We start from the raw sequence: 19,672 nt of genomic DNA on the forward strand, positions 1-19,672 counted from the left end.
TAAAGACGTGAGAAATTGTGAGGCAGTTGGGCCCGTGACCCTAAACCCAGATAAAGCACCAATAGAAGGGGTAATAAATGCAGCTTAATATTTAAGCAAAGAGTGACAACTACCTTGAAAAACACCGGAGCTTGCGAGCGTCCTAGGGCCGAAGGCCTCCTAGCAGCAGCGCTTTTTGCTGCGTTCTAGCAGTTGCGAAGCAACGCCCTAGAGTCTTGCGGCCGAAGGCCGTCCTAAATTCTCGCTCCTCGCTTATGCCGCTTTGACTGCCTGTGCGATATATTCAGCTTGTTGTTGGGTCAAGGCAATGTCCGTGGATTCAACCATCACTCGAATTAAGGGTTCAGTGCCAGATTTACGTAATAATACTCGCCCTTTATCTTCTAAAACTTCCTCAGCGGTTAGCACAGCTTGTTTAACACTGTCTTTAGCCAAAATGCTATCGGCACTGCCAGATGATAAACGCACATTAATAAGTACCTGTGGCAACTTTGTCATGCCCGCTTTAAGTTCGGCTAAACGTTTGCCTGACTCTAAAATGGCTTTAAGTACCTGCAAAGATGCCACAATGCCATCGCCAGTTGAAGCATGCTGCAAACTCAAAATATGCCCAGAGCCTTCGCCGCCCAGTTGCCAACCCGTTTGTTTGAGCTGTTCAACCACATAACGGTCGCCCACCTTTGCACGCACAAAAGGAATATCCATTTGTTTGAGTGCCAGTTCTAATCCGAGATTTGACATGAGCGTACCAACCACCCCGCCCTGCATTTCGCCTTTTTGATATGCTGCTTGTGCCAAAATAAACAAGATCTCATCGCCATCAACCACATGGCCATTATGATCAACAAACATGACTCGGTCGGCATCACCATCGAGCGCAATACCTAAATCCGCTTCATTGATCATCACCGCAGATTGCAAGCTATCTAAATGTGTTGCGCCACAATGATCGTTAATGTTCACGCCGTTGGGTTTGTCATTAATGCTAATCACCTCGGCCCCTAACTCGCGATACACATTCGGGGCAATATGGTAGGCAGCACCATGGGCACTATCGACAACAATCTTTAATCCCGCCAAGCTTAAATGATTCGGGAAGGTTCCCTTACAAAACTCAATATAACGGCCTGCGGCATCATCAATACGGCGAACCTTACCGAGTTTTTCAGAAGCCACACACTGCATCGCATTATGCTGCAGTGCCTGCTCTAACAAGGCTTCAATTTCAAGCTCCTGCGCATCATTTAACTTAGTGCCAGCGTTTGAAAAAAACTTAATCCCATTGTCGTAATAAGGATTGTGGGAGGCACTGATCACCACCCCCGCATCGGCGCGAAACGTCGACGCCAAATACGCCACCGCAGGTGTTGGCATTGGGCCAATCAACGCCACATTCACACCCGCCGCCGAAAAGCCCGCCTCCATTGCCGACTCAAGCATATAGCCACTAATACGGGTATCTTTACCAATCAACACTTCTTTAGTGCCAGTGGACGCCAGCACAGTGCCAGCCGCCCAACCTAACTTCATCGCAAAATCAGGCGTTATAGGGAATGTACCCACCTTGCCACGCACACCATCGGTACCAAAATACTTCCTAGACATACTGCATCCTTAAAAACCTCATAAACGAAAAAAGCCAAATCAAACCTGATTTGGCTTTTTAAAAATGACTTAAACTAAGAAACCAAATTAACTACTTTAGCTTTAACATCAATAGGTTTAGACGATTTCTTTTGTTGCCAGACTAAATCGCAAATACCATCTGTTGGTGCAAACCCCGTCGGGGCCGAGAGCAAAATTTCACGGATCGCCTCATGGTTAAACTCATGGCAAGCTTTATCTAAACGATTAAGAATTTGCTCTAATTGGGTCCAGGGCAGAAATATCTCATGAGCCGTCATAATACGCTCATGGTCTGTCCCTGTTACATCATCACCAATCAGCAATTCTTCATAGAGTTTTTCACCAGGGCGTAGGCCACTAAACTCAATGGCAATATCGCCATGTGGATGATCTTCATCTTTAACCTCAAAACCACTGAGACGGATCATTTTAGCCGCCAGATCAACAATTTTGACTGACTTGCCCATATCAAGCACAAACACATCGCCACCCTTACCCATTGCCCCTGCTTGAATAACCAGCTGAGATGCTTCGGGAATGGTCATAAAAAAGCGGGTGATTTCAGGATGAGTTACAGTAACAGGGCCACCATTAGCAATCTGTTTACGGAACAAAGGCACAACTGAGCCTGAAGAGCCAAGCACATTACCAAAACGTACCATACAAAAACGTGTTTGTTGCGACTCTTTAGATAGCGCCTGCAATGCCAGTTCGGCCATACGTTTAGTGGTACCCATAATATTAGTGGGGCGCACGGCTTTATCGGTAGAAACCAAAACAAAGGTTTCAACTTTTGCTGCAATTGCGGCTCTAGCGGTATACAAGGTACCAAATACGTTGTTGCGAACACCTTCAACCACATTATGCTCAACCAAAGGCACGTGTTTGTAGGCTGCTGCGTGGTAAAGAGTTTGTACATTAAAGGCTTGCATTACCGCTTGTACACGATTTTCACGTTGTACAGACCCCATCATGGGCAAAATTTCAATATCAATACCCAAATCATGGGCAGTAGCAGAAAGCTCACGTTCAATGGAGTAAAGTGCAAATTCTGATAACTCAAATAGCACTAGCTTTTTAGGTGACTGCTTTAAAATCTGCCGACATAATTCAGAGCCAATCGAGCCCCCTGCTCCTGTCACCATCACCACTTTATTTTTGATGTTAGCGGACAATAGGTTTTGTCTAGGTGCAACAGAATCACGGCCCAGTAAATCTTCGATTTCTACTTCTTTTACATCACTAAATAATTTATCCCCACTAACAAGATCTGCCATAGCGGGTAAGGTCATCACTTTTACCGTAAGCGGCTCAAGCTGATTGATAATCTCTTGCCTGCGAGAGCGTGAGGCACTTGGCATCGCTAACAATACTCGTGCAGTGGCTTTTTGTTTGATTAACTTACGTAATTCCTGTGGTGCATGCACATGTAGGCCCTGGATCACAGTACCTTGCAACGATTCATCATCATCAACAAAAGCAATTGGATGATATTCATGGCTTTGCGCTAGCGCAATTGCCGTTTGGCGGCCGCTCACACCGGCACCATAAATTATCACAGGTTCACCACGACGATTCATACCCGCACCAACTAAAGACCGCATAAGCGAGCGCGCGCCGCCAACAAACACTAGCGCAAAGGCAGCATAAATAAAGGGAACGGTACGAGGTAAATCAACACCGCCATAATAGGCTAGTAAAACAAGGGCTATGGTAGAAATAACTACACCCGCAACGATAGCAGTAAACGCTTGCGAGCCGATATAACGCAGCACTGCGCGATACAGCCCCAACCGCACAAAACCAGCAATACTAATGGGTATTGTTAATGCTATTAGCCCCCAATATTGGGCCTTGAGTAATACTTCAACAGAGTCTAAACGCACCAATAACGCAAACCAAAAGGCAAACAGCAGAAAAACAGAGTCAATAGCGACACTGACCACACGCTTTTGTGACCGTTTTAACGAAAATAAAAACTGCAAAAATTCCATCTTTTGCTCCAATGACATTTTCTTCATAAGTTAACCAATAACACTGTCGTGTACACGACACCGCCCGATACATCAGGGAGCCGCATTATAGCACCCTGATAGGATTTAAGATGCAACACCGTGGCACCGTCTGAGAGGTATTCAACAGTTCACCACATTCATTTCTTAAAAAGGGTCGAATGTAGCGTTACCACACTCAACATTTTGGCTACGCAAACCAAGCAGGGAAGGATGCATCCTTCGCGAGTAAACCACAACCAGATCCTGCCACCTAAAAACACCGCTCAACGCACCAGCCACCGACTGACTGACTCATAGAGCTCGCGGCGAAAATAGGCTCCGAAATCGGCGCAACATGGCAGAACACATCGCTGCACAAAACAGCCCTGAGACAGTTTTTTCGGCCGTTCATCAAATTTGAGACAGATCCCAAAAACGCTAAACGTTACAAAACAACCGCCTAGCGTTAAAGCACAAATAGATAGTATTAATAGATAGGATTAATAGGGCTACTTTACTGCATCGCCACTACCACTACCAGTAGCCGTCATCAGGATGTACTTAAAATAACGACCTAAGGTTAAGGTTTCGATCATTCGCTTGTCCGTTTGCGCAAGCAATTTAGGCGTGGACATATCAATATTTTGCACTTGCGCCAACCCAGTTACACCAGGTAACACATCATATACCCCTAAGGCATCACGCTCGACTATCAACTCTTCTTGGTTAAATAAGTTAGGCCTTGGGCCAACCAAACTCATCTCACCTTTTAGGACGTTAATCAGTTGTGGTAATTCATCTATTTTAGTCTTGCGCAAAAAACCGCCAAACTTAGTGATAGCAGCATTGCTTGCAAGATGACTCGCAACCGATGCAGTATCCTTGCTCATAGTACGAAACTTAATTAGCTTAAATGGCTTTTTATGCTTACCTACTCGAGTTTGAATAAAAATTGGTGAGCCAGTATCAAACAAACCGATAATGGTGACGATGAATAATATTGGCCAAAGTACAAGCAAACCAAAGAAGGCTGCTAAAAAATCGATTAGACGGATCATTTAAAAACTCTATTTATTTTTATTAAGAAGAAAAGCTTCTGCAGTCTCTTTAAAACCTTGTTCAAGCGTTTGCGGTGGAGCCCAACCTAGCGTGTTCTTGGTATGCGTAATATCAACTTGCAGGGAGCCTAATAATCTATCAACCACATCAGTCTTTCCAGTTAACTTGCCAACTAAGCGATAACACCACAAGGGGACGGGGAGTAATCTACTCGACTTCCCAAGTGCTTGTGACATATGCTTTACCATTGAGGCTGTAGATACATCATGGTCATCAGAAACTAAAAATACTTGGTTTACGGCATTTGGATGATCAATACAGGTAACAATTAAATCGACAAGATTGTTTACTGAAACCAGGCTACGTTTATTATCCTTAATACTGCCGAAAGGCAACGGTAAACCTTTTGAGACTAATTTCAGTAGTGAAGCAAAATTAGCCTTAACCCCTGGTCCGTAAACCAATGTAGGTCGAATGATGACGACTTCTAATCCAGTACGTTTAGCTAGCTCTAATAATTGTACTTCAGCTTCAGATTTGGATTGTCCATAAAAGTCTTTTGGGCATCTGTCATCACTTTCAGTAAAAGGTTTACCTATCTCAGTTGATTCACCATTAACTTTAATGGAACTTACAAAAATAAATCTTTTTACACCAGCTTCTACTGACTGTCTAGCAAGATTCATGGTTCCCGCTGTATTAACTTCACGGAAGTCACTTAACGGATTTGATGAATGGTCATTCATAACATGTACCCTAGCTGCAGCATGTATAACAACATCTACATTCTGCAAGTAAGATGAATAATTTGAATTTTTATCTATCTCTGCCTGACAAAATTTACACTGAGCTAGTTGAGGGTCTTTTCTACTCAACAAGCGCAGCTCTCTAGTATGTAAATCGGACGCTACAGCATGACCAACAAAACCTGTTGCACCTGTCAGAAGTATTGTTTTATCAAGCATCTTGCCTCACCAAACTCACTATGTCTTTAGCCATCTCTGCCATGATTTGTTCACGGGAGAACTTGGTTATGAATGTAGTTCTGGGACTGACCCCTAGCTCCAGAGCATCAAAAGCGCGATAGGCTTCTTCATCATTCCCGGGGTAAAAAACAGAGGAGTTACTTACCTCTTCATTCAAAAAATCTGCCGCATACCCTGCAACACCCGCCCACACGGGCTTACCTAACGCCGCGTACTCAAATATTTTTGACGGTAGCACTTTTTTAAATGCAGGATAGTCGTTTAAATGTAAAAATAAAATATCAGCGTTTTGATATTCACGAATTAATTCATTGCGGCTGACTGGGGGTAATAACTCAACGTTAGAGATATCCGCCAAATGCTGCTGGAGAATAGCTTTACGCCCACCATCGCCAATTACTCTGAACCTGGCTTTTCCTGCCAGACGATTTGCTAATGCAGGCAATATAGTATGTAACCCTTGCCCTTCGCCTATATTGCCGGCATAAAGTACAGTCACCGGACCTGAAACTTCAGAAACCACCGAAGATTGTGGAGCAACAGCCAGAAATTCATTATCAATACCATTGGTAAACCATCGGTATTCAGCCTTAGGATAACGACTGGAAAAATAGTCGGCAAAACCTTTGGAAACTAAATTAATACGTTTAGCACGATCAAAAGCGTAAGACTCAATCCAAGAGAATATCGGTTTTGCCAGCCAGGTAATTTTACTGGGTAATACATCTTTTATCGTGTCAACAAAGATATCTCTAATATCTAGATACAAGGGCAACTTCTTAGACGACGATATTCTTCCCCCAAGAAATGCAGTAAATAAACGCGACGAGGTAGCAAAAACTAAATCATAGTTCTTGTCGCGTGTCAGTTTCATAGCCTGGAGGTAAAATGTAGTGAAGGCTTTGATTTGATCTAACATTCCGCTTTTATGTGATGGCAACGCAACGCGGTGAATTTCAACTCCATCCTTAATTTCATGCTGAAGTGCAGACGCAGAGAATGTAGCATACCTATTCGGAAGCGTTGTAATAACCTCCAGTTCGATACCAGAATGCTTTTTTAATTGTTCAATTAAAGCTGTACATCGAAACGAGCCAGCACATAAATCCGGTTCATAGTAAAAAGACAAAACTAAAATTTTCAATATGGATTTCCTAGATTATAGAAAAGGTAATTTTCACTGAGTCTGCACTAAAATCTGCAACTATTTTATTCGAATTGATTGTTTCACCAAAACCAGGGTGCCAGGTTGAAGGCTGCACTCTCAACGGAACGTCACATTCTACCTTTAAGCGTTTACCACTATTAAGCAAAAGACCTAGCTCATTTTCAGATATTTGCTCAACCTTGACTGACGGATGCAAGTGCCAATGCACATTAGCGCAAATAAACTTACCCAGTAGTTTATCTAGAACTGTGATTTTTTTATCACTCGCTTTCACTTCGCGTAAATGCCTAACGTTACCTGCCAGCCTTTTATAACCATCATGCGAGGCAAGCAACATTACATTGTCATCAGTAGCTTGTGTTTGTATAAGCGTTGCATACGCGCGGCGAGCTACCCGAAAACCGCTCCAAACTTCTGATGAATCAGTATTGTCTATTACAACAGTGTTATGCGCTGCAGTCTTGCGTTGCCGCAAACGCTCTTCACTTATGCCGTATACTGAAGTACCGGAATTAACAAGCACACGTTCGTGCCCAACAGACCACTCTATGCTAAGGGTGTCAGCATGAGCATGACCCGGCAAATAATCAGGGCCTACGGCAGCATGATCGAAAAGTAAACTATGCTCAACCATTGAAACCCGGCTATAACCAGAGACGGGAAGTGTTACCAACTGAGCTAATGGCAGGTTGTCTATTTCCAACTTTAAGCTGGCAGCATAACTAAACAATTGCGCGGGCGTCGCTGCAATACCCATCGCGCTGTCATTAAAAAAGCTTACCTCGCCATCAGGATGCTGCATGACTCTTAACCAACTCAGTGCTTTCAAAGCTACACTGCGCCACTGAGGTAATTTTGCAACCAACTCATGCCGGCCGGTAATTTCAGCAAGATTAATCAAATCGAGTAGATCCCATAGCAAAATACAGTGGTACATCGGACTCAGTTCAAAATGGCCACCATCCGTTAAAAACTGCTCCGGTATTTCCCGCTGAAGAATTTTTAAGCCTAACTCAAGGTATTTTGCTGCTGATTTCCCCTGCAAAAAACAACCAACAAACACCAGTGCTTTAGCATTGGCAAATAAGTGATTGCCTAAAATATGGTATTCAAGCTGTTTACTTAGGGCTTTTGCCTGGAGATCTATACTGTGGACAATTTCAGGCTTATTCAGTTTTACTCTGTTGTACCACTTAATCCAGTTAACCAACCGCAAAGATAAGGGATAAGGCTCCCAACCATTGCCTGATACTGCGGGATTTTCTGCAATCCAACGCTCGACCAGAGCAAGTTGTGTTGCGGTTCTTTGCTTACTGTCTCGGGCATTTAAGTCATCGAAATAATGCAGGTTATATAGCCAGAGCTTTTCAAAGGCAGGGCTATTCCAGTCCTGCTCTGACTGAACCTGACCAGACAGGTTCAGAAAACAAACCTGGTTATCGCCTAAAAAAGACGGCTCAACCACCTCTGGTCCATCCCAAATCCAATCGGCAGCATTGCTAGAAGTAGAATCGGCAGGTAGGTTCTTTAATGGAAATAGCTTATAGAAAATTCTATAAGCTATTTGTTCAAAGCGCAGCGGTCTTACCGTGTGGTAAAGCCGCTGAAATTTATTCAGCAGCTGCATCCTTAGCCCTGTTGTATTCTTAACTGTTCAGCAATTTCAATAGACACTCTTGCCACTTCAAACACTTGTTCAGCTGGAATAGGGCATTCTTTGCCTTCATTAATCGCCGCTAAGAAAGCCTGACAGCAAGTGACTTGCCCTTTATCCTGACGCCACAAGTTCATTTTTGAGAAGCCAGGCCAACCAAAGCCTTTCAGTTTTAGGAAGTTATCCAATTGCAGCACCCGTCCAGCAGTGAATACTTCAATTCGTTCTTTTGGAAAACTTGAAGAACCATTGGCAAAGTATTGAATAGTGCCAAAAGATCCGTCAGCAAAACCCAGAATAATGGCAGCCTTGTCTTCCGTTATCGCCTGATGTGGATTGTCTCCCATACGCCGCGCCTGCACAGAGACTATTTCGGATCCCGCCAAGTAGCGCATTAAGTCTACAAAGTGACAAGCTTCGCCTATGATACGACCACCACCGACTGCATTATCCTGCGTCCAATGATCTTCGGGAATCGCTCCGGCGTTCATCGTCATAATAAATGACTTAGGCTCTTTAACTGCATTTAGCAACGATTTCATCTTTTGTATTTGCGGCGAGAACCGTCTATTAAAACCAAGCATTAGTAGTTGCTTACCGCCTGTCTGGCTATAGGCAGCTTCAACTTTCGTCAGTTCATCTATGGTTATCGCTAAAGGCTTTTCTACAAAAACGTGCTTACCGTTCAGTAAAGCTTGTTCAGTAAAATAAGCATGACTGTTGTGCTGTGTAACAATAACCGCAGCATTTATCTCGGTATTTTCAAGTAATGCTTGCGTATCAGTAGAGGCATTGGCAAAACCAGACTTCTCACCGTGAATAACACTGTTAATACCACCTGAAGTACTAATAGTATGCAACTGAGCACCGGCGGCTTTAAATGCAGGGATAAGCACCCGGGAGGCATAATTTCCAGCACCAATAAAGCCTAACGTTGGCTTATCAGCGTTAAATGAGGCCTGTGACAAACTAACAGAACGGATGTGCCGTTGTTTAAATTCACTGGGGTACTTTAATAAAATACCTAACGCAGTTTTGTCATCGGTTAAAACCGCATAAGCATCCGCCGCATTCTCGAATATAAAGCGGTGTGTAATTAAGGCTTCTACATTAAGCGCCCCCGCTGACAACATATCCAGCACAGCCTCAAAGTTACGTTGTTCCGTCCAACGAACAAAAGGCAGCGGGTAATCCATACCTTTTTGCTCGTAGTCTGGTTCATAGCGGCCAGGGCCGTAAGAGCAAGAAACTTGAAACGTTAATTCTTTTTCATAAAAATCAGCCCGGTTCAATTCAAGGCCTGTTACACCGACCAATACAATACGGCCGCGTTTACGGCTCATTCTTGCTGCTTGAGTCACTGGGTCATTCGACTTAGTAGAAGCGGTAATAATAACAGCATCAACGCCATGGCCGCGGCTAAACGCCATACCTGCAGCAACCGGGTCTTCACCGGCGCCGGGGTTACAAATTTCCGCACCAAATTGCTTAGCAAGTTCGAGCTTGCGTTGATCAAAATCAATAGCTAACACCCGGCAGCCCTGTGCACGCAGCAACTGCACAGTCAATAAACCTATTAAGCCCACCCCGGTAACTACAACTGATTCACCTAAGGTTGGCTCTACCAGCCTGATACCTTGCAAACCAATACTGGCAACAACCGTGAAAGCAGCCGCTTCATCACTAACATTGTCAGGTATTTTTGCGCATAAGTTTTTAGGAACCCGAGCAACATCGGCATGAGGACCATTAGACACTACTCTATCACCTGGCTTAAACTGCTCGGCGCCTTTACCAACCGCTTCTACAACACCTACGTTACAGTACCCCAAAGGAAGTGGCTGGCCCAATTTAGACCTCACTGCATCAACAGTTATCAAAAGCCCATCAGTCTGAACTTTCTCAAGCACCATTTTCACTTTTTCAGGTTGTTGACGGGCTTTATCAATCAATGACGCCTTTCCAAAATCGACTAGCATTCTCTCTGTACCAGCAGAAATTAAAGTTGTACTAGTATTAATAACTACATGATTAATAGTCACTTTCGGAGCTGGTGCCTCAACAATAGTTGAGCCACCTTTTGCCATATCCTGTAGAATTTGTTTCATTTATTTATACACCGTTATTCCATTTTTAAAATCTACTTCAATCTGCTTTGTCAACTTGGCTCCATCAACAATAAAAAATGGTGACAAATACCAACGCGTTAAAACCCAACAATCTGAATTTAAATTATTTCGCACATACTTTTCTGGGTTTGCTTTTACTACAACATTCATGTCATGAACAAACGACTCGACAAAAACATCTTCCCCATATTCATTTACACACATCTTAGTGATTTTTTTCGACTCATTTACCTGTAAAGGATAGCTTTCAGGATTCATATCTTCGGCAATATGCACAAATGACAAATAGCTCATAGGTACCCCTATGCCTATGACCTTTGGATTTAACTCCAACAACTTGTGATAAGGAGATCCTTTACCAAAGGGGTAGTCGCATTCATGATGTCCACTTAGAACTTCCGCAGACAAACCTACACTTGCAATTGACTTAGTTGGATGAAAACTTCGTATAGCATCTTTCCTTTTTCTCACGTATTCAGAAAACTCCCCCATACCTGAAGGAGTAAATTTAACATCGAATTTTTTATTAGAGCACATGAACTGTTTTGAGGACATTCTCGGAAAACAAGGCACTGAAATACTGCCATTCTCCCCGACAATATCTCTAATTATATTATACACTTGCTCTGAACTAAGCTTGGTATTTAGCAACGACAAAGAAGCATGAACGAATAAGTTATCACCTTTTTTTATTTTAAGTTGTTTTTCAAGTAACTCTCGAAGATCATCCTCTGTCAATTCCGGTAAAGTTCTAACGAGCTTTTGCCTTGCCTTAAACTCCCATTTTTTTAGCTTCTTTTTTGTTGATTCACTAATAAATTTAGCCAAGATAGATCTGACAAACAGTCGCATTTTAATTCTCGATATTCTGCAAGTAATACGAAGTGACAGTGTCATAACTGACACTATATTCAGCCTCTAACATTCTAAATAGTAGGTGGAGGTCATCGTTTTGATAACTAGTTTTCGAATGACCTATTAGCGTTATTGGGAACTTCAAGTTATGCGAACCGGCTTCTTTAATTCGCGCTTTAACCATTGCAAACAACGTGTTTGAAGGCATAAAGTTAAAATCAGCTAGCACAAAATCTCTCAACAAAATTTTCTTAAGTTTGCCGATGATATTTGTACCTTGGTCCGTTACCTTTGTGGCATAGAATCGCGTTACAATTGAATTAACGAATTTCCGTTTTTTTGAAAAATAATAAAATGGTGCCATAATAGTACTTTTTGTCAAAATTGGCAGTTCCAAAATTGTATTATTTCCATCAGATTCTAGGCATATATTATTATCCACAAACCAATATGGTTTTTTCGAGGTAATCCTAAAATCAAAGGTGCCGTAGTCACTTTTTAAATGAGCTCCCTTCGCAACAGTACTATCAACTTTGTAACCGGCCTCTAATAATGCAGAAACCAACTTTCCTGAATCCTGAGCAGACCAAGCACCAGCTCTAAATGCAAAGCAGGTATAGTTAGGATCAACCTGTTTCAATAGTCCCTCTAAAAAAGACTTGCCTTGTGATAATAAATCAACAATACGATCGTATTGTAGAGATGTAATGTCATACATATCTTTTTTTAAAGTAAAGCCTTTATCTCGGCTAAATGTCGCCTCCAACCATGTAGGGTGTAGATGAAATTGAACATCATGTCCTCGTTGCACTAAATCTTTTAGCTGCTCTTCTATAGCTAGATTCATTACTTTTAGCTTTGGATCTAATTCTGCGTATTTATTAAACGCCCAATATTGACCGTATTCGAAATAAACCGTCAGTCTAGCGCCATATTGTTCACATATATCCATTAAATGGTTAGTTGGTATTATCTGCTCTCTATAAACATCACCCGAGCCATCACCAAATATTTCATAATCCAATGTTATTTGGAGTGAGATGTTTCTTTTCAATGACTTTTTCCTTATTGAATCTTGCTAATACGCAGGGCTTACGGCTGAACGATCACGAATTAAACAGCAATGCAGATCCAGATAGTAGAGTCCGACAGTACATCGAGCGCATCAAACGTAGGAAGCATTCACGGTGTAGAGGTCAACTAAATTTGGCCACAGCTTTATAATTGTCCCAAAATCTTCTCTCTGATACATAGGGTCAACCATACATCGTTCATAAGCGAGACGAAAAAAACGGTTACATGTATTGACCGCCATTAATAGATATGTCTGTCCCCGTAATAAAGCCTGAGTAATTTCCAACCAAGAATGCCACAGCATTAGCGATTTCTTCAGGCTTTCCTAATCTCCCTACCGGAATTTCTTTTACAATAGACTCAATAACACTTCCAGGCATACTTGTTACCATTTGTGTTCCAACATATCCTGGAGATATGGAGTTTACAGTAACACCTTTTCTTGCCCCTTCAAGCGCTAATGATTTTGTAATCCCATAAATCCCTGCCTTTGCAGCAGCGTAATTAACTTGACCAAACTGACCTTTTTGGCCATTGATGGAAGAAATATTCACTATGCGTCCCCAACCGTTGTCACACATATCAGCGAATACAGCCTTAGACATATTAAAAACAGAATCTAAATTTGTACGAAGCACATTATTCCATTGCTCTTGAGTTATCTTTTTCATGGTTGCATCAGAAGTAATCCCTGCATTATTGATTAGAATATCAATAGTACCGAATTCCTTTTTAATGAGGTCTGCTAATTCCTGACAAGAACTGAAACACTCTACGTCAACAGGAAATATGCTGATGCTAAATCCATCTTTTATCATCTTTGCTTGCCACAATTTTGCCGCATCAACATTTTTCGTTCTATAAGCTGCAATGACTTTAAAACCATCATTATGAAGACGTTTACATATTTCCGTTCCAATCCCGCCTACAGCTCCAGTTACAATAACATTTTTGCTCATATAAATTAGTCCAAGAGAAATTAATTCTCTTCCTCTCCCAGTTACTAATAGGAAGCGAAAGATAAATATTAATCAAAAAGCTTAAAAAGCTTCTCACAGTTAATCTTACGATCGTGAAACTCCCTCGAAATTCTCGAGCTTTCACTTGAGTATTTTGCAACCAATCCCGGATTGTAATAAAACTTTTCCATTGCCAACCTTAATGACTCTACACATTTGGGTTTAATTAACTCTGCGTTTATGCCATCAATTGCAGAATCAGGTATAGCGCCAACGGGTGTTATAATAGCCGGTAGCCCCTGACTAATCGCTTCTAATAATGCATTTGGAAATCCTTCAGCGTACGTAGGCAACACAAATACGGAAGCTTTTTTTAGCAACCCATCAACTTCCTGGTGGCTTTGCCATCCCAACAACTCAACATTGTGCAAGTTTCTTTCTTTTACAAAAACGGTGATAGCATCAAGAGCGTCGCCGCCACCTGCTATCAAAACTTTACATTTTTTAAGGCATTCAGAAGAGTCAATGGCACTAACAAGTTCAAAAATTCCTTTACTTTTGACAACCCAGCCAACAAATAAGAATGTTAATTCTTCCGCAGCTCTTACTTCTTTTATATCTGTCGAGATACAGCGCGAAGGAGGTAACCAGTTTCTAATAATTGAAACCTTGTTTTTGGGCACCCCTAATGACTGGTAAAAATCAAGCCAGTTAGAACCTTGTGCACCAATGCTAGAAGGTATTTTCAAAAGCACCTTTGCAATGGTTCTTCTGATGACAGAGCTATTACACTGATCCATAAAATGCCCTGAGCGCACAAACAAAAGTGATTTTCTTTTGAACAGTTTGCAAATCAAAGCCAGTAACGATTTCTCATAGAAGCTAAAGCCTCCACTACTAAAAATAATAATACCCGATACATGTTCATTTGCTAAAATGCAAATCAATTGTGTAACTCTATTTAAAGCTTTCGATAATCTCTGCTTAAATGAAGGAGGAGGAAAGCTCTCTTGTGCAGAGTCAATGATCTTCAGGTCTATTCCATTATTTTTAGCATACTCAATCAAACCTAAGGACGCCGTTGTTTGTCCTCCAGCGTGATTATTTACGAGGTCCGGTTTTGCACCGACAAATACTATAGTCTTATTGGGTTTCATGAGTAATTTTTTCGTTTTTTACAAGCCATATCATTAAGTTAAGAGTCTTCCAAAGAGTAAAACCATGATTTCGTTGACCTGTTTTATGCTCAGCCATCATAGTTCTAATTTCCTTATAGTCGAGAAAGTCTGAGCCCTGACTCTCAAGCATGCTGAGAAAATCATTGAACAGTTCGTAAAGTGCTCCTTTTAACCAATAATGGAAAGGCACACCAAAACCCGTTTTGGCGCCAAATAATATTTCGTCTGGTACAATTCCTTTAAGCGCCTGTTTTAGTAGCCACTTTTTTTGACCTCTTTTGACTTTTATTGACGAAGGTAACGACATTACATACTCAGTTAAGTCATTTTCTAAAAATGGCACTCTAACTTCGATACTCGCAGCCATTGTCGAACGATCAACTTTGTCTAGAAAAATATCTGGAAGAATAAGCTGTGTATCTGTATATAGCATTTTCTGAACTAAGTCTTTATCAGAAAATCTACTGTCACATTTAACAAACTCTGCAAAAGGGTCAATATTTGCTATTTTGCTTTGCAGACTTTTAGAAAAAATCCTACAAGGATTGAGCTCACGATCTTCTGAGGTCAACAACAATGCCATTAAGGTTGCGTCGTCCTTGCTCTTCAGCGCATTAATGTAACGCTTTCTAGCAAAGTGACTTGCATTAGTAGGCGTTAACGCATTAGCGAACTGCACAAACGGCAAAAATGGTTTCCAATAGTTTTTGGTTGCTAGCGTTTGGTATCGCTTATACCCCGCGAAAATCTCATCACCACCATCCCCCTGCAAAATGACTTTAACATCACCTTTTACCTTCTCACCTAAAAGCAACAGCGGTATATTGGCGGCATCAGAAAATGGCGAATCATGATGTTCAACCAATTTTTGAACGGTATCAGCCAGATCATAACCACTGATCACGAGTTCTTGATGGTCTGTTCCAAACTTTTCTGCAACAAGTTTTGCTTTAGGTAATTCGTTTACCCCTTTATCAAAGTCAAATCCAACGGAATAAGTTTTTAATTTACTTCCATACTTTTGCGAGGCAAAAGCAGTAATTGCTGAAGAGTCAATCCCTCCAGATAGAAAAACGCCTACTGGTACGTCAGAAACTAGTTGTTGGTGAACTGCCTTTTGCAAAAGCACTCTCACATTTCTCACAATCCCTTCTTGGGAACCAGCACTTTTGTGAGTAAACGGTTTAATATTCTCAGGTAGCCAGTAACTGTGGATGGCAGTTACTAATGATGATAAATCGATCTCCATATAGTGGCCAGGTAAAAGTTTTTGAATACCTTGATAAAAAGTGTCTTCACCAAATACACTTCCATAGTAAGACCACTGTGGCAATACATCAGTATTTAGTCTGAGCTCTTCTTCTGATAAATTTACGAGACTTTTTATCTCAGAAGCAAAATAAACCGCTGTACTTGAAATACGATAATGAAGTGGCTTGATTCCAAATCTATCTCTGACGATAATAACTTTGTTTTTGTTACTATCGTAAATAGCGAAGGCATACATACCATTTAACTTTGGAAACAAATCAACGCCAAAAATGTTATAACCTTTTAGTATTACCTCTGTATCGGTACTGCTTTCAAATTTAACCCCCTTCTGAATAAGCTCATCTCGGATTTCCATGAAGTTATATACTTCACCATTATACGTAATTACGTTGTTCAGATTTTTTTCACGCATAGGCTGATGGCCTGCACTACTTAAATCTAAAATACTAAGACGAACTTGACCAAAAGCAATGTTTTGCTGAAAGTATTTTCCTTTATCATCGGGTCCTCTATAGCTTATGCTTTCCAATGCATTATCAAGCTGCTTTTCAAAGCGTTGAGCATCTATCCCTTCCTTAGTAACAAATCCAACTATTCCACACATGCTAATTTTTCCCAATTATCATTTTGTGTTTAACTAACTCTTCTTCAGTAAATCGCATTCCGATGACTTTAGCAGGGACACCACCAACAATCGAATAAGCTGGTACAGATTTAGTAACCAAAGCACCTGCCGCTACAATTGCGCCCGTTTCAATTGTTACACCTTTTAAAATTATTGCGCCACAGCCAACCCATACGTCGTCTTCTATAACCACAGGAAGATCATTCTCAGGTAGCTTTTCCTTAACATCATACATATAAGCACCGACTATACTAGTGTTGTGGTCGCCACCCATTATGGTGACATTCGGACCAAACATAATTTTATTGCCCAGAGTGATTGAGCTAACGGATGCACTAAAGTTAGCTCCAGGACCAATATATACATCGTTACCGACTGAAATAGTGTGGTAAGAAAAATGGTCATCCGGGTCAAACACAAATCCACTCCCATATTTTTTAAATAATGGTCTGATGAGTAACATCTTTAGCCTTCGAAAAATTTTGGCTAACAGCAAAAAAAAATTAGGAAACATGAGTGCCATAATTTGACTTCCTACTCCAATTTATAAAAAATGCAAAAAATAAAACTAACATAGTTATTTGAAAATTGATTCGAGAGAATACAAGAATCTCTTTGCTATTAAAAAATAAAATTAAAAATAGCAAAATGATTGGCAAACTTTTTTCAGCTTTTGATAAATAGCTACAACAAATGATTTTTGTTATAGCAAATATATAAAACAAATAGTGAAAAATAGACCCAAGTATTCCATAACCCCACAACAACCTAAAATATCCAATGTCGGTATCAATGTCATATGTCGTATTGTTATTCAAATAGCTAGCCTTTCCAAACAATAGATGCAGGGATTCATCTGGAATTATAAACATTTCTGATAAACGAGAGACGGTGTTCACTTTTACACCTTCCCCCTGATTATAAGCAATGAATGAATCAAAGATTCTTTGAAATGCAGAAACAAAACTAACGTTCTGTGATAGTATATCGTAAAACAGAAACCACAATAATGAAAATGTAGCCAACAAAGATACGAGTACCCCCATAGAGGTAACTACCGCTCTTTTGAGTGAAATTAAAGCGCTCAAGTAAATAAGATACAATGGGCAAAACAGAAAAGCAGTTATAAAACCACTTCGCCCAGCCATAAAAACAGACAGGATTATTAACGGGAAAGTTAGGAATACAATAAATTTTTGGCTGCTAGAATTAGTTTGAACAAAAAGAAAAACTCCCAAGATTAGACCGCAACTTTGTACTATTGATAACTGCGCACCACCTGCTCCAGTCAATCCAGCCATTCTTGTTGCTTGATATATTTCTAATACATATTTAGCTGTTGTATACTGATAAATGAAATTTCTAAAATCAACATTAAAGAACTGTATAGTCATTATTAAAGCATGAAGCAGTATGGCTAAATATATAATATATACAAATGAGTACATGCTAAATCTAGGATTTTCATGTATAACATAGTGGCAAAGAACTGCTATTCCAAATATTACAGGAATAACCCTAACAGGCCTTAAGATAGGTCTTAAGGCATACTGAACTCCATACGTATCCAAAAGAACTGCATTCGCTAGACAAAGAGCCATAATAATAAGTAAGAAAATAACAAGCTGATAGATAAATCTGTTACTAAATACAACACTTTTCCTTAAAGCACCGAATAGCATTAACACAATGCATGTGAAAAAGCTTAGATCAACGACTTCCCCCAGTGAAGTGTCCAACACAGGGCCATAGATAATAAAAAAAATAGAAATGAACAAAATAGCATTTATTTTCAAAGTATCAGTACTTATTTGAGACCCAAAAATGGGATTTAAACATTTGAATTGATGATTTCGCTATGTCACAGTTAGTCATCTAGTCATCAAAAAGAATTAAATTTAAATGTACTTACTACGATAAGCCATATTTATCATCATCGCGGCGAAGTAGTTGACTATCACAGCGAGTGCTGCTCCATAAACTGAATATTTATTCATCAGAAAAATTGAATTAATACTGCCAAAAACTCCAATCAATAGAGTTGTAAATGATAATTGTATCCCATGGCCTCGTTTTATCCAAAATGGTGAAACGATCGAGCAGTAGAAATAAGGGATGAATCCTAAAGCTAAGATTGCGTATAACCAAATTATTTCGGTGGATAAGTTAATCCAAGAACGCAGTTGTGACAATACTAACAAAGAAAGTGGAAAAAGTAGTAAAAAAACAACGGCTACTTTCTTGAGAAGTTGCATTTGTGATTTTATCAGCAATCTTGAGTCTTTATATACTACCTTATCGTGATTAAACATTTGCACCATTTGAGGCATAACACAAAGCAAAGCAAACAGTCTAACTGCAATATCATAATTGGCGACATCTTCAAGTGTCAAATAGGCGTTAACTAATACTAAGCTAATAGACGAAAACATTACACCGCCGATAGTATCTATATGTAATTTCATCCCCGATTTAAACACGAGATTCTTGTATTTTGGTTTAGCACTTTTTAGCGACATAACTCTATAAAAAACACCTGCACTCAGCAAAAATTCGAGAAAGAAAATGGTAGAAATAAATAATAAAAAATTTTCAAAAGCTATTTTGTCAACTAGAGCAATCCATACTAATCCAATCATAACCGCAAAATTAGACACTAGTGATATCGAGTTGTATATCTTTAGTTTTGACGATAACGAATATAGATAAGCGCCAACTTGTATCCACACATAGTAGAAAACAGCCGGGTAAAAATATTTGATAGTTTCAATTGGTATATTACCATAAAAATTTATTAAATATTTTTTAAGTACCAAATGTGAAATAAAAGACAGTATAACCAGTAAAAGCGAAACAGTTATAGCACTGATATAAAGGCTACCATTGTCTAGATCTTTACCCTTCGCTCTTTCTAGTAACGCAATTAGACCTTTACCTATAGTAAAAGAGCTTATTGCACCGACTAGGCTAAAAGTGGCGATCAATCCTGCCACCACTCCCCTTGACTCAGAGCCATAAAGCCAAATCGTCGTACCTATAATCAAAAACTGAACGAACACAGTGAGGTAACGAATTAAAATGGTATAGAGCATG

The 19,672-nt window shown here is 40.3% G+C and carries 15 protein-coding genes; all 15 read right to left on the reverse strand.

Annotated features, from left to right (window positions below; all coding sequences use genetic code 11):
• Positions 1-252: 252 nt before the first annotated feature.
• The 15 genes from glmM to B5P39_RS14125 all read right to left on the reverse strand — a co-directional run bounded on the left by glmM (position 253) and on the right by B5P39_RS14125 (position 19,671).
• Complete coding sequence (gene glmM, locus B5P39_RS14055; RefSeq protein WP_086904671.1) at positions 253-1,605, reverse strand: phosphoglucosamine mutase; 1,353 nt, start codon at positions 1,603-1,605, stop codon at positions 253-255.
• 74 nt (positions 1,606-1,679) lie between these two features.
• Positions 1,680-3,620 carry a polysaccharide biosynthesis protein gene (locus tag B5P39_RS14060; RefSeq protein WP_088211951.1) on the reverse strand — a complete coding sequence of 647 codons (1,941 nt, stop codon included), beginning with the start codon at positions 3,618-3,620 and terminating at the stop codon, positions 1,680-1,682.
• Between the two features lie 509 nt (positions 3,621-4,129).
• A complete protein-coding gene (locus B5P39_RS14065) occupies positions 4,130-4,678 on the reverse strand; it encodes a sugar transferase (RefSeq protein ID WP_088211952.1) in 549 nt (182 codons plus the stop codon).
• A 9-nt stretch (positions 4,679-4,687) separates the two neighbouring features.
• On the reverse strand, positions 4,688-5,644 hold the full coding sequence (locus B5P39_RS14070) for a UDP-glucose 4-epimerase family protein (RefSeq protein WP_088211953.1): 957 nt from the start codon (positions 5,642-5,644) through the stop codon (positions 4,688-4,690).
• Complete coding sequence (locus tag B5P39_RS14075) at positions 5,637-6,809, reverse strand: glycosyltransferase family 4 protein (protein WP_088211954.1); 1,173 nt, start codon at positions 6,807-6,809, stop codon at positions 5,637-5,639. Before B5P39_RS14075 ends, B5P39_RS14070 begins: the two co-directional genes overlap by 8 nt.
• A gap of 10 nt (positions 6,810-6,819) precedes the next feature.
• A complete protein-coding gene (locus B5P39_RS14080) occupies positions 6,820-8,460 on the reverse strand; it encodes a heparinase II/III family protein (RefSeq protein WP_088211955.1) in 1,641 nt (546 codons plus the stop codon).
• A 2-nt stretch (positions 8,461-8,462) separates the two neighbouring features.
• Positions 8,463-10,595 carry a bi-domain-containing oxidoreductase gene (locus B5P39_RS14085; RefSeq protein ID WP_088211956.1) on the reverse strand — a complete coding sequence of 711 codons (2,133 nt, stop codon included), beginning with the start codon at positions 10,593-10,595 and terminating at the stop codon, positions 8,463-8,465.
• Positions 10,596-11,444, reverse strand: coding sequence for an AAC(3) family N-acetyltransferase (locus B5P39_RS14090; RefSeq protein WP_176399943.1), 849 nt, complete (start codon positions 11,442-11,444; stop codon positions 10,596-10,598).
• Positions 11,445-11,469: 25 nt separating this feature from the next.
• Entirely contained in the window at positions 11,470-12,525 is a 1,056-nt protein-coding gene (locus B5P39_RS14095; protein ID WP_088211958.1) for a hypothetical protein, read from the reverse strand.
• 241 nt (positions 12,526-12,766) lie between these two features.
• On the reverse strand, positions 12,767-13,504 hold the full coding sequence (gene phbB / locus B5P39_RS14100) for an acetoacetyl-CoA reductase (protein ID WP_088211959.1): 738 nt from the start codon (positions 13,502-13,504) through the stop codon (positions 12,767-12,769).
• 68 nt (positions 13,505-13,572) lie between these two features.
• Positions 13,573-14,661, reverse strand: coding sequence for a glycosyltransferase family 4 protein (locus B5P39_RS14105; protein WP_088211960.1), 1,089 nt, complete (start codon positions 14,659-14,661; stop codon positions 13,573-13,575).
• On the reverse strand, positions 14,648-16,558 hold the full coding sequence (gene asnB, locus B5P39_RS14110; RefSeq protein WP_088211961.1) for an asparagine synthase (glutamine-hydrolyzing): 1,911 nt from the start codon (positions 16,556-16,558) through the stop codon (positions 14,648-14,650). Before asnB ends, B5P39_RS14105 begins: the two co-directional genes overlap by 14 nt.
• Before the next feature lies 1 nt (position 16,559).
• The gene (locus B5P39_RS14115; RefSeq protein WP_088211962.1) at positions 16,560-17,102 is read right to left on the reverse strand and encodes an acyltransferase; all 543 of its coding nucleotides are present in this window, start codon (positions 17,100-17,102) and stop codon (positions 16,560-16,562) included.
• Entirely contained in the window at positions 17,083-18,375 is a 1,293-nt protein-coding gene (locus B5P39_RS14120) for a hypothetical protein (RefSeq protein WP_088211963.1), read from the reverse strand. The genes B5P39_RS14115 and B5P39_RS14120 overlap by 20 nt, the downstream gene beginning before the upstream one ends.
• A gap of 102 nt (positions 18,376-18,477) precedes the next feature.
• On the reverse strand, positions 18,478-19,671 hold the full coding sequence (locus B5P39_RS14125) for a hypothetical protein (protein ID WP_088211964.1): 1,194 nt from the start codon (positions 19,669-19,671) through the stop codon (positions 18,478-18,480).
• Position 19,672: the final 1 nt, after the last annotated feature.

Origin of the sequence: Shewanella sp. Shew256, from assembly GCF_002196695.1 — a bacterium.
GTDB classification, from domain to species: Bacteria; Pseudomonadota; Gammaproteobacteria; order Enterobacterales; family Shewanellaceae; genus Shewanella; species Shewanella mangrovisoli.

What these genes read in the sequence shown, in the direction of transcription:
- B5P39_RS14080 (WP_088211955.1), bottom strand. Translation starts at nt 8,460, where the DNA reads ATGCAGCTGCTGAATAAATTTCAGCGGCTTTACCACACGGTAAGACCG.
- B5P39_RS14070 (WP_088211953.1), bottom strand. Translation starts at nt 5,644, where the DNA reads ATGCTTGATAAAACAATACTTCTGACAGGTGCAACAGGTTTTGTTGGT.
- B5P39_RS14085 (WP_088211956.1), bottom strand. Translation starts at nt 10,595, where the DNA reads ATGAAACAAATTCTACAGGATATGGCAAAAGGTGGCTCAACTATTGTT.
- B5P39_RS14115 (WP_088211962.1), bottom strand. Translation starts at nt 17,102, where the DNA reads ATGGCACTCATGTTTCCTAATTTTTTTTTGCTGTTAGCCAAAATTTTT.
- B5P39_RS14065 (WP_088211952.1), bottom strand. Translation starts at nt 4,678, where the DNA reads ATGATCCGTCTAATCGATTTTTTAGCAGCCTTCTTTGGTTTGCTTGTA.
- B5P39_RS14125 (WP_088211964.1), bottom strand. Translation starts at nt 19,671, where the DNA reads ATGCTCTATACCATTTTAATTCGTTACCTCACTGTGTTCGTTCAGTTT.
- phbB (WP_088211959.1), bottom strand. Translation starts at nt 13,504, where the DNA reads ATGAGCAAAAATGTTATTGTAACTGGAGCTGTAGGCGGGATTGGAACG.
- glmM (WP_086904671.1), bottom strand. Translation starts at nt 1,605, where the DNA reads ATGTCTAGGAAGTATTTTGGTACCGATGGTGTGCGTGGCAAGGTGGGT.
- B5P39_RS14105 (WP_088211960.1), bottom strand. Translation starts at nt 14,661, where the DNA reads ATGAAACCCAATAAGACTATAGTATTTGTCGGTGCAAAACCGGACCTC.
- asnB (WP_088211961.1), bottom strand. Translation starts at nt 16,558, where the DNA reads ATGTGTGGAATAGTTGGATTTGTTACTAAGGAAGGGATAGATGCTCAA.
- B5P39_RS14060 (WP_088211951.1), bottom strand. Translation starts at nt 3,620, where the DNA reads ATGGAATTTTTGCAGTTTTTATTTTCGTTAAAACGGTCACAAAAGCGT.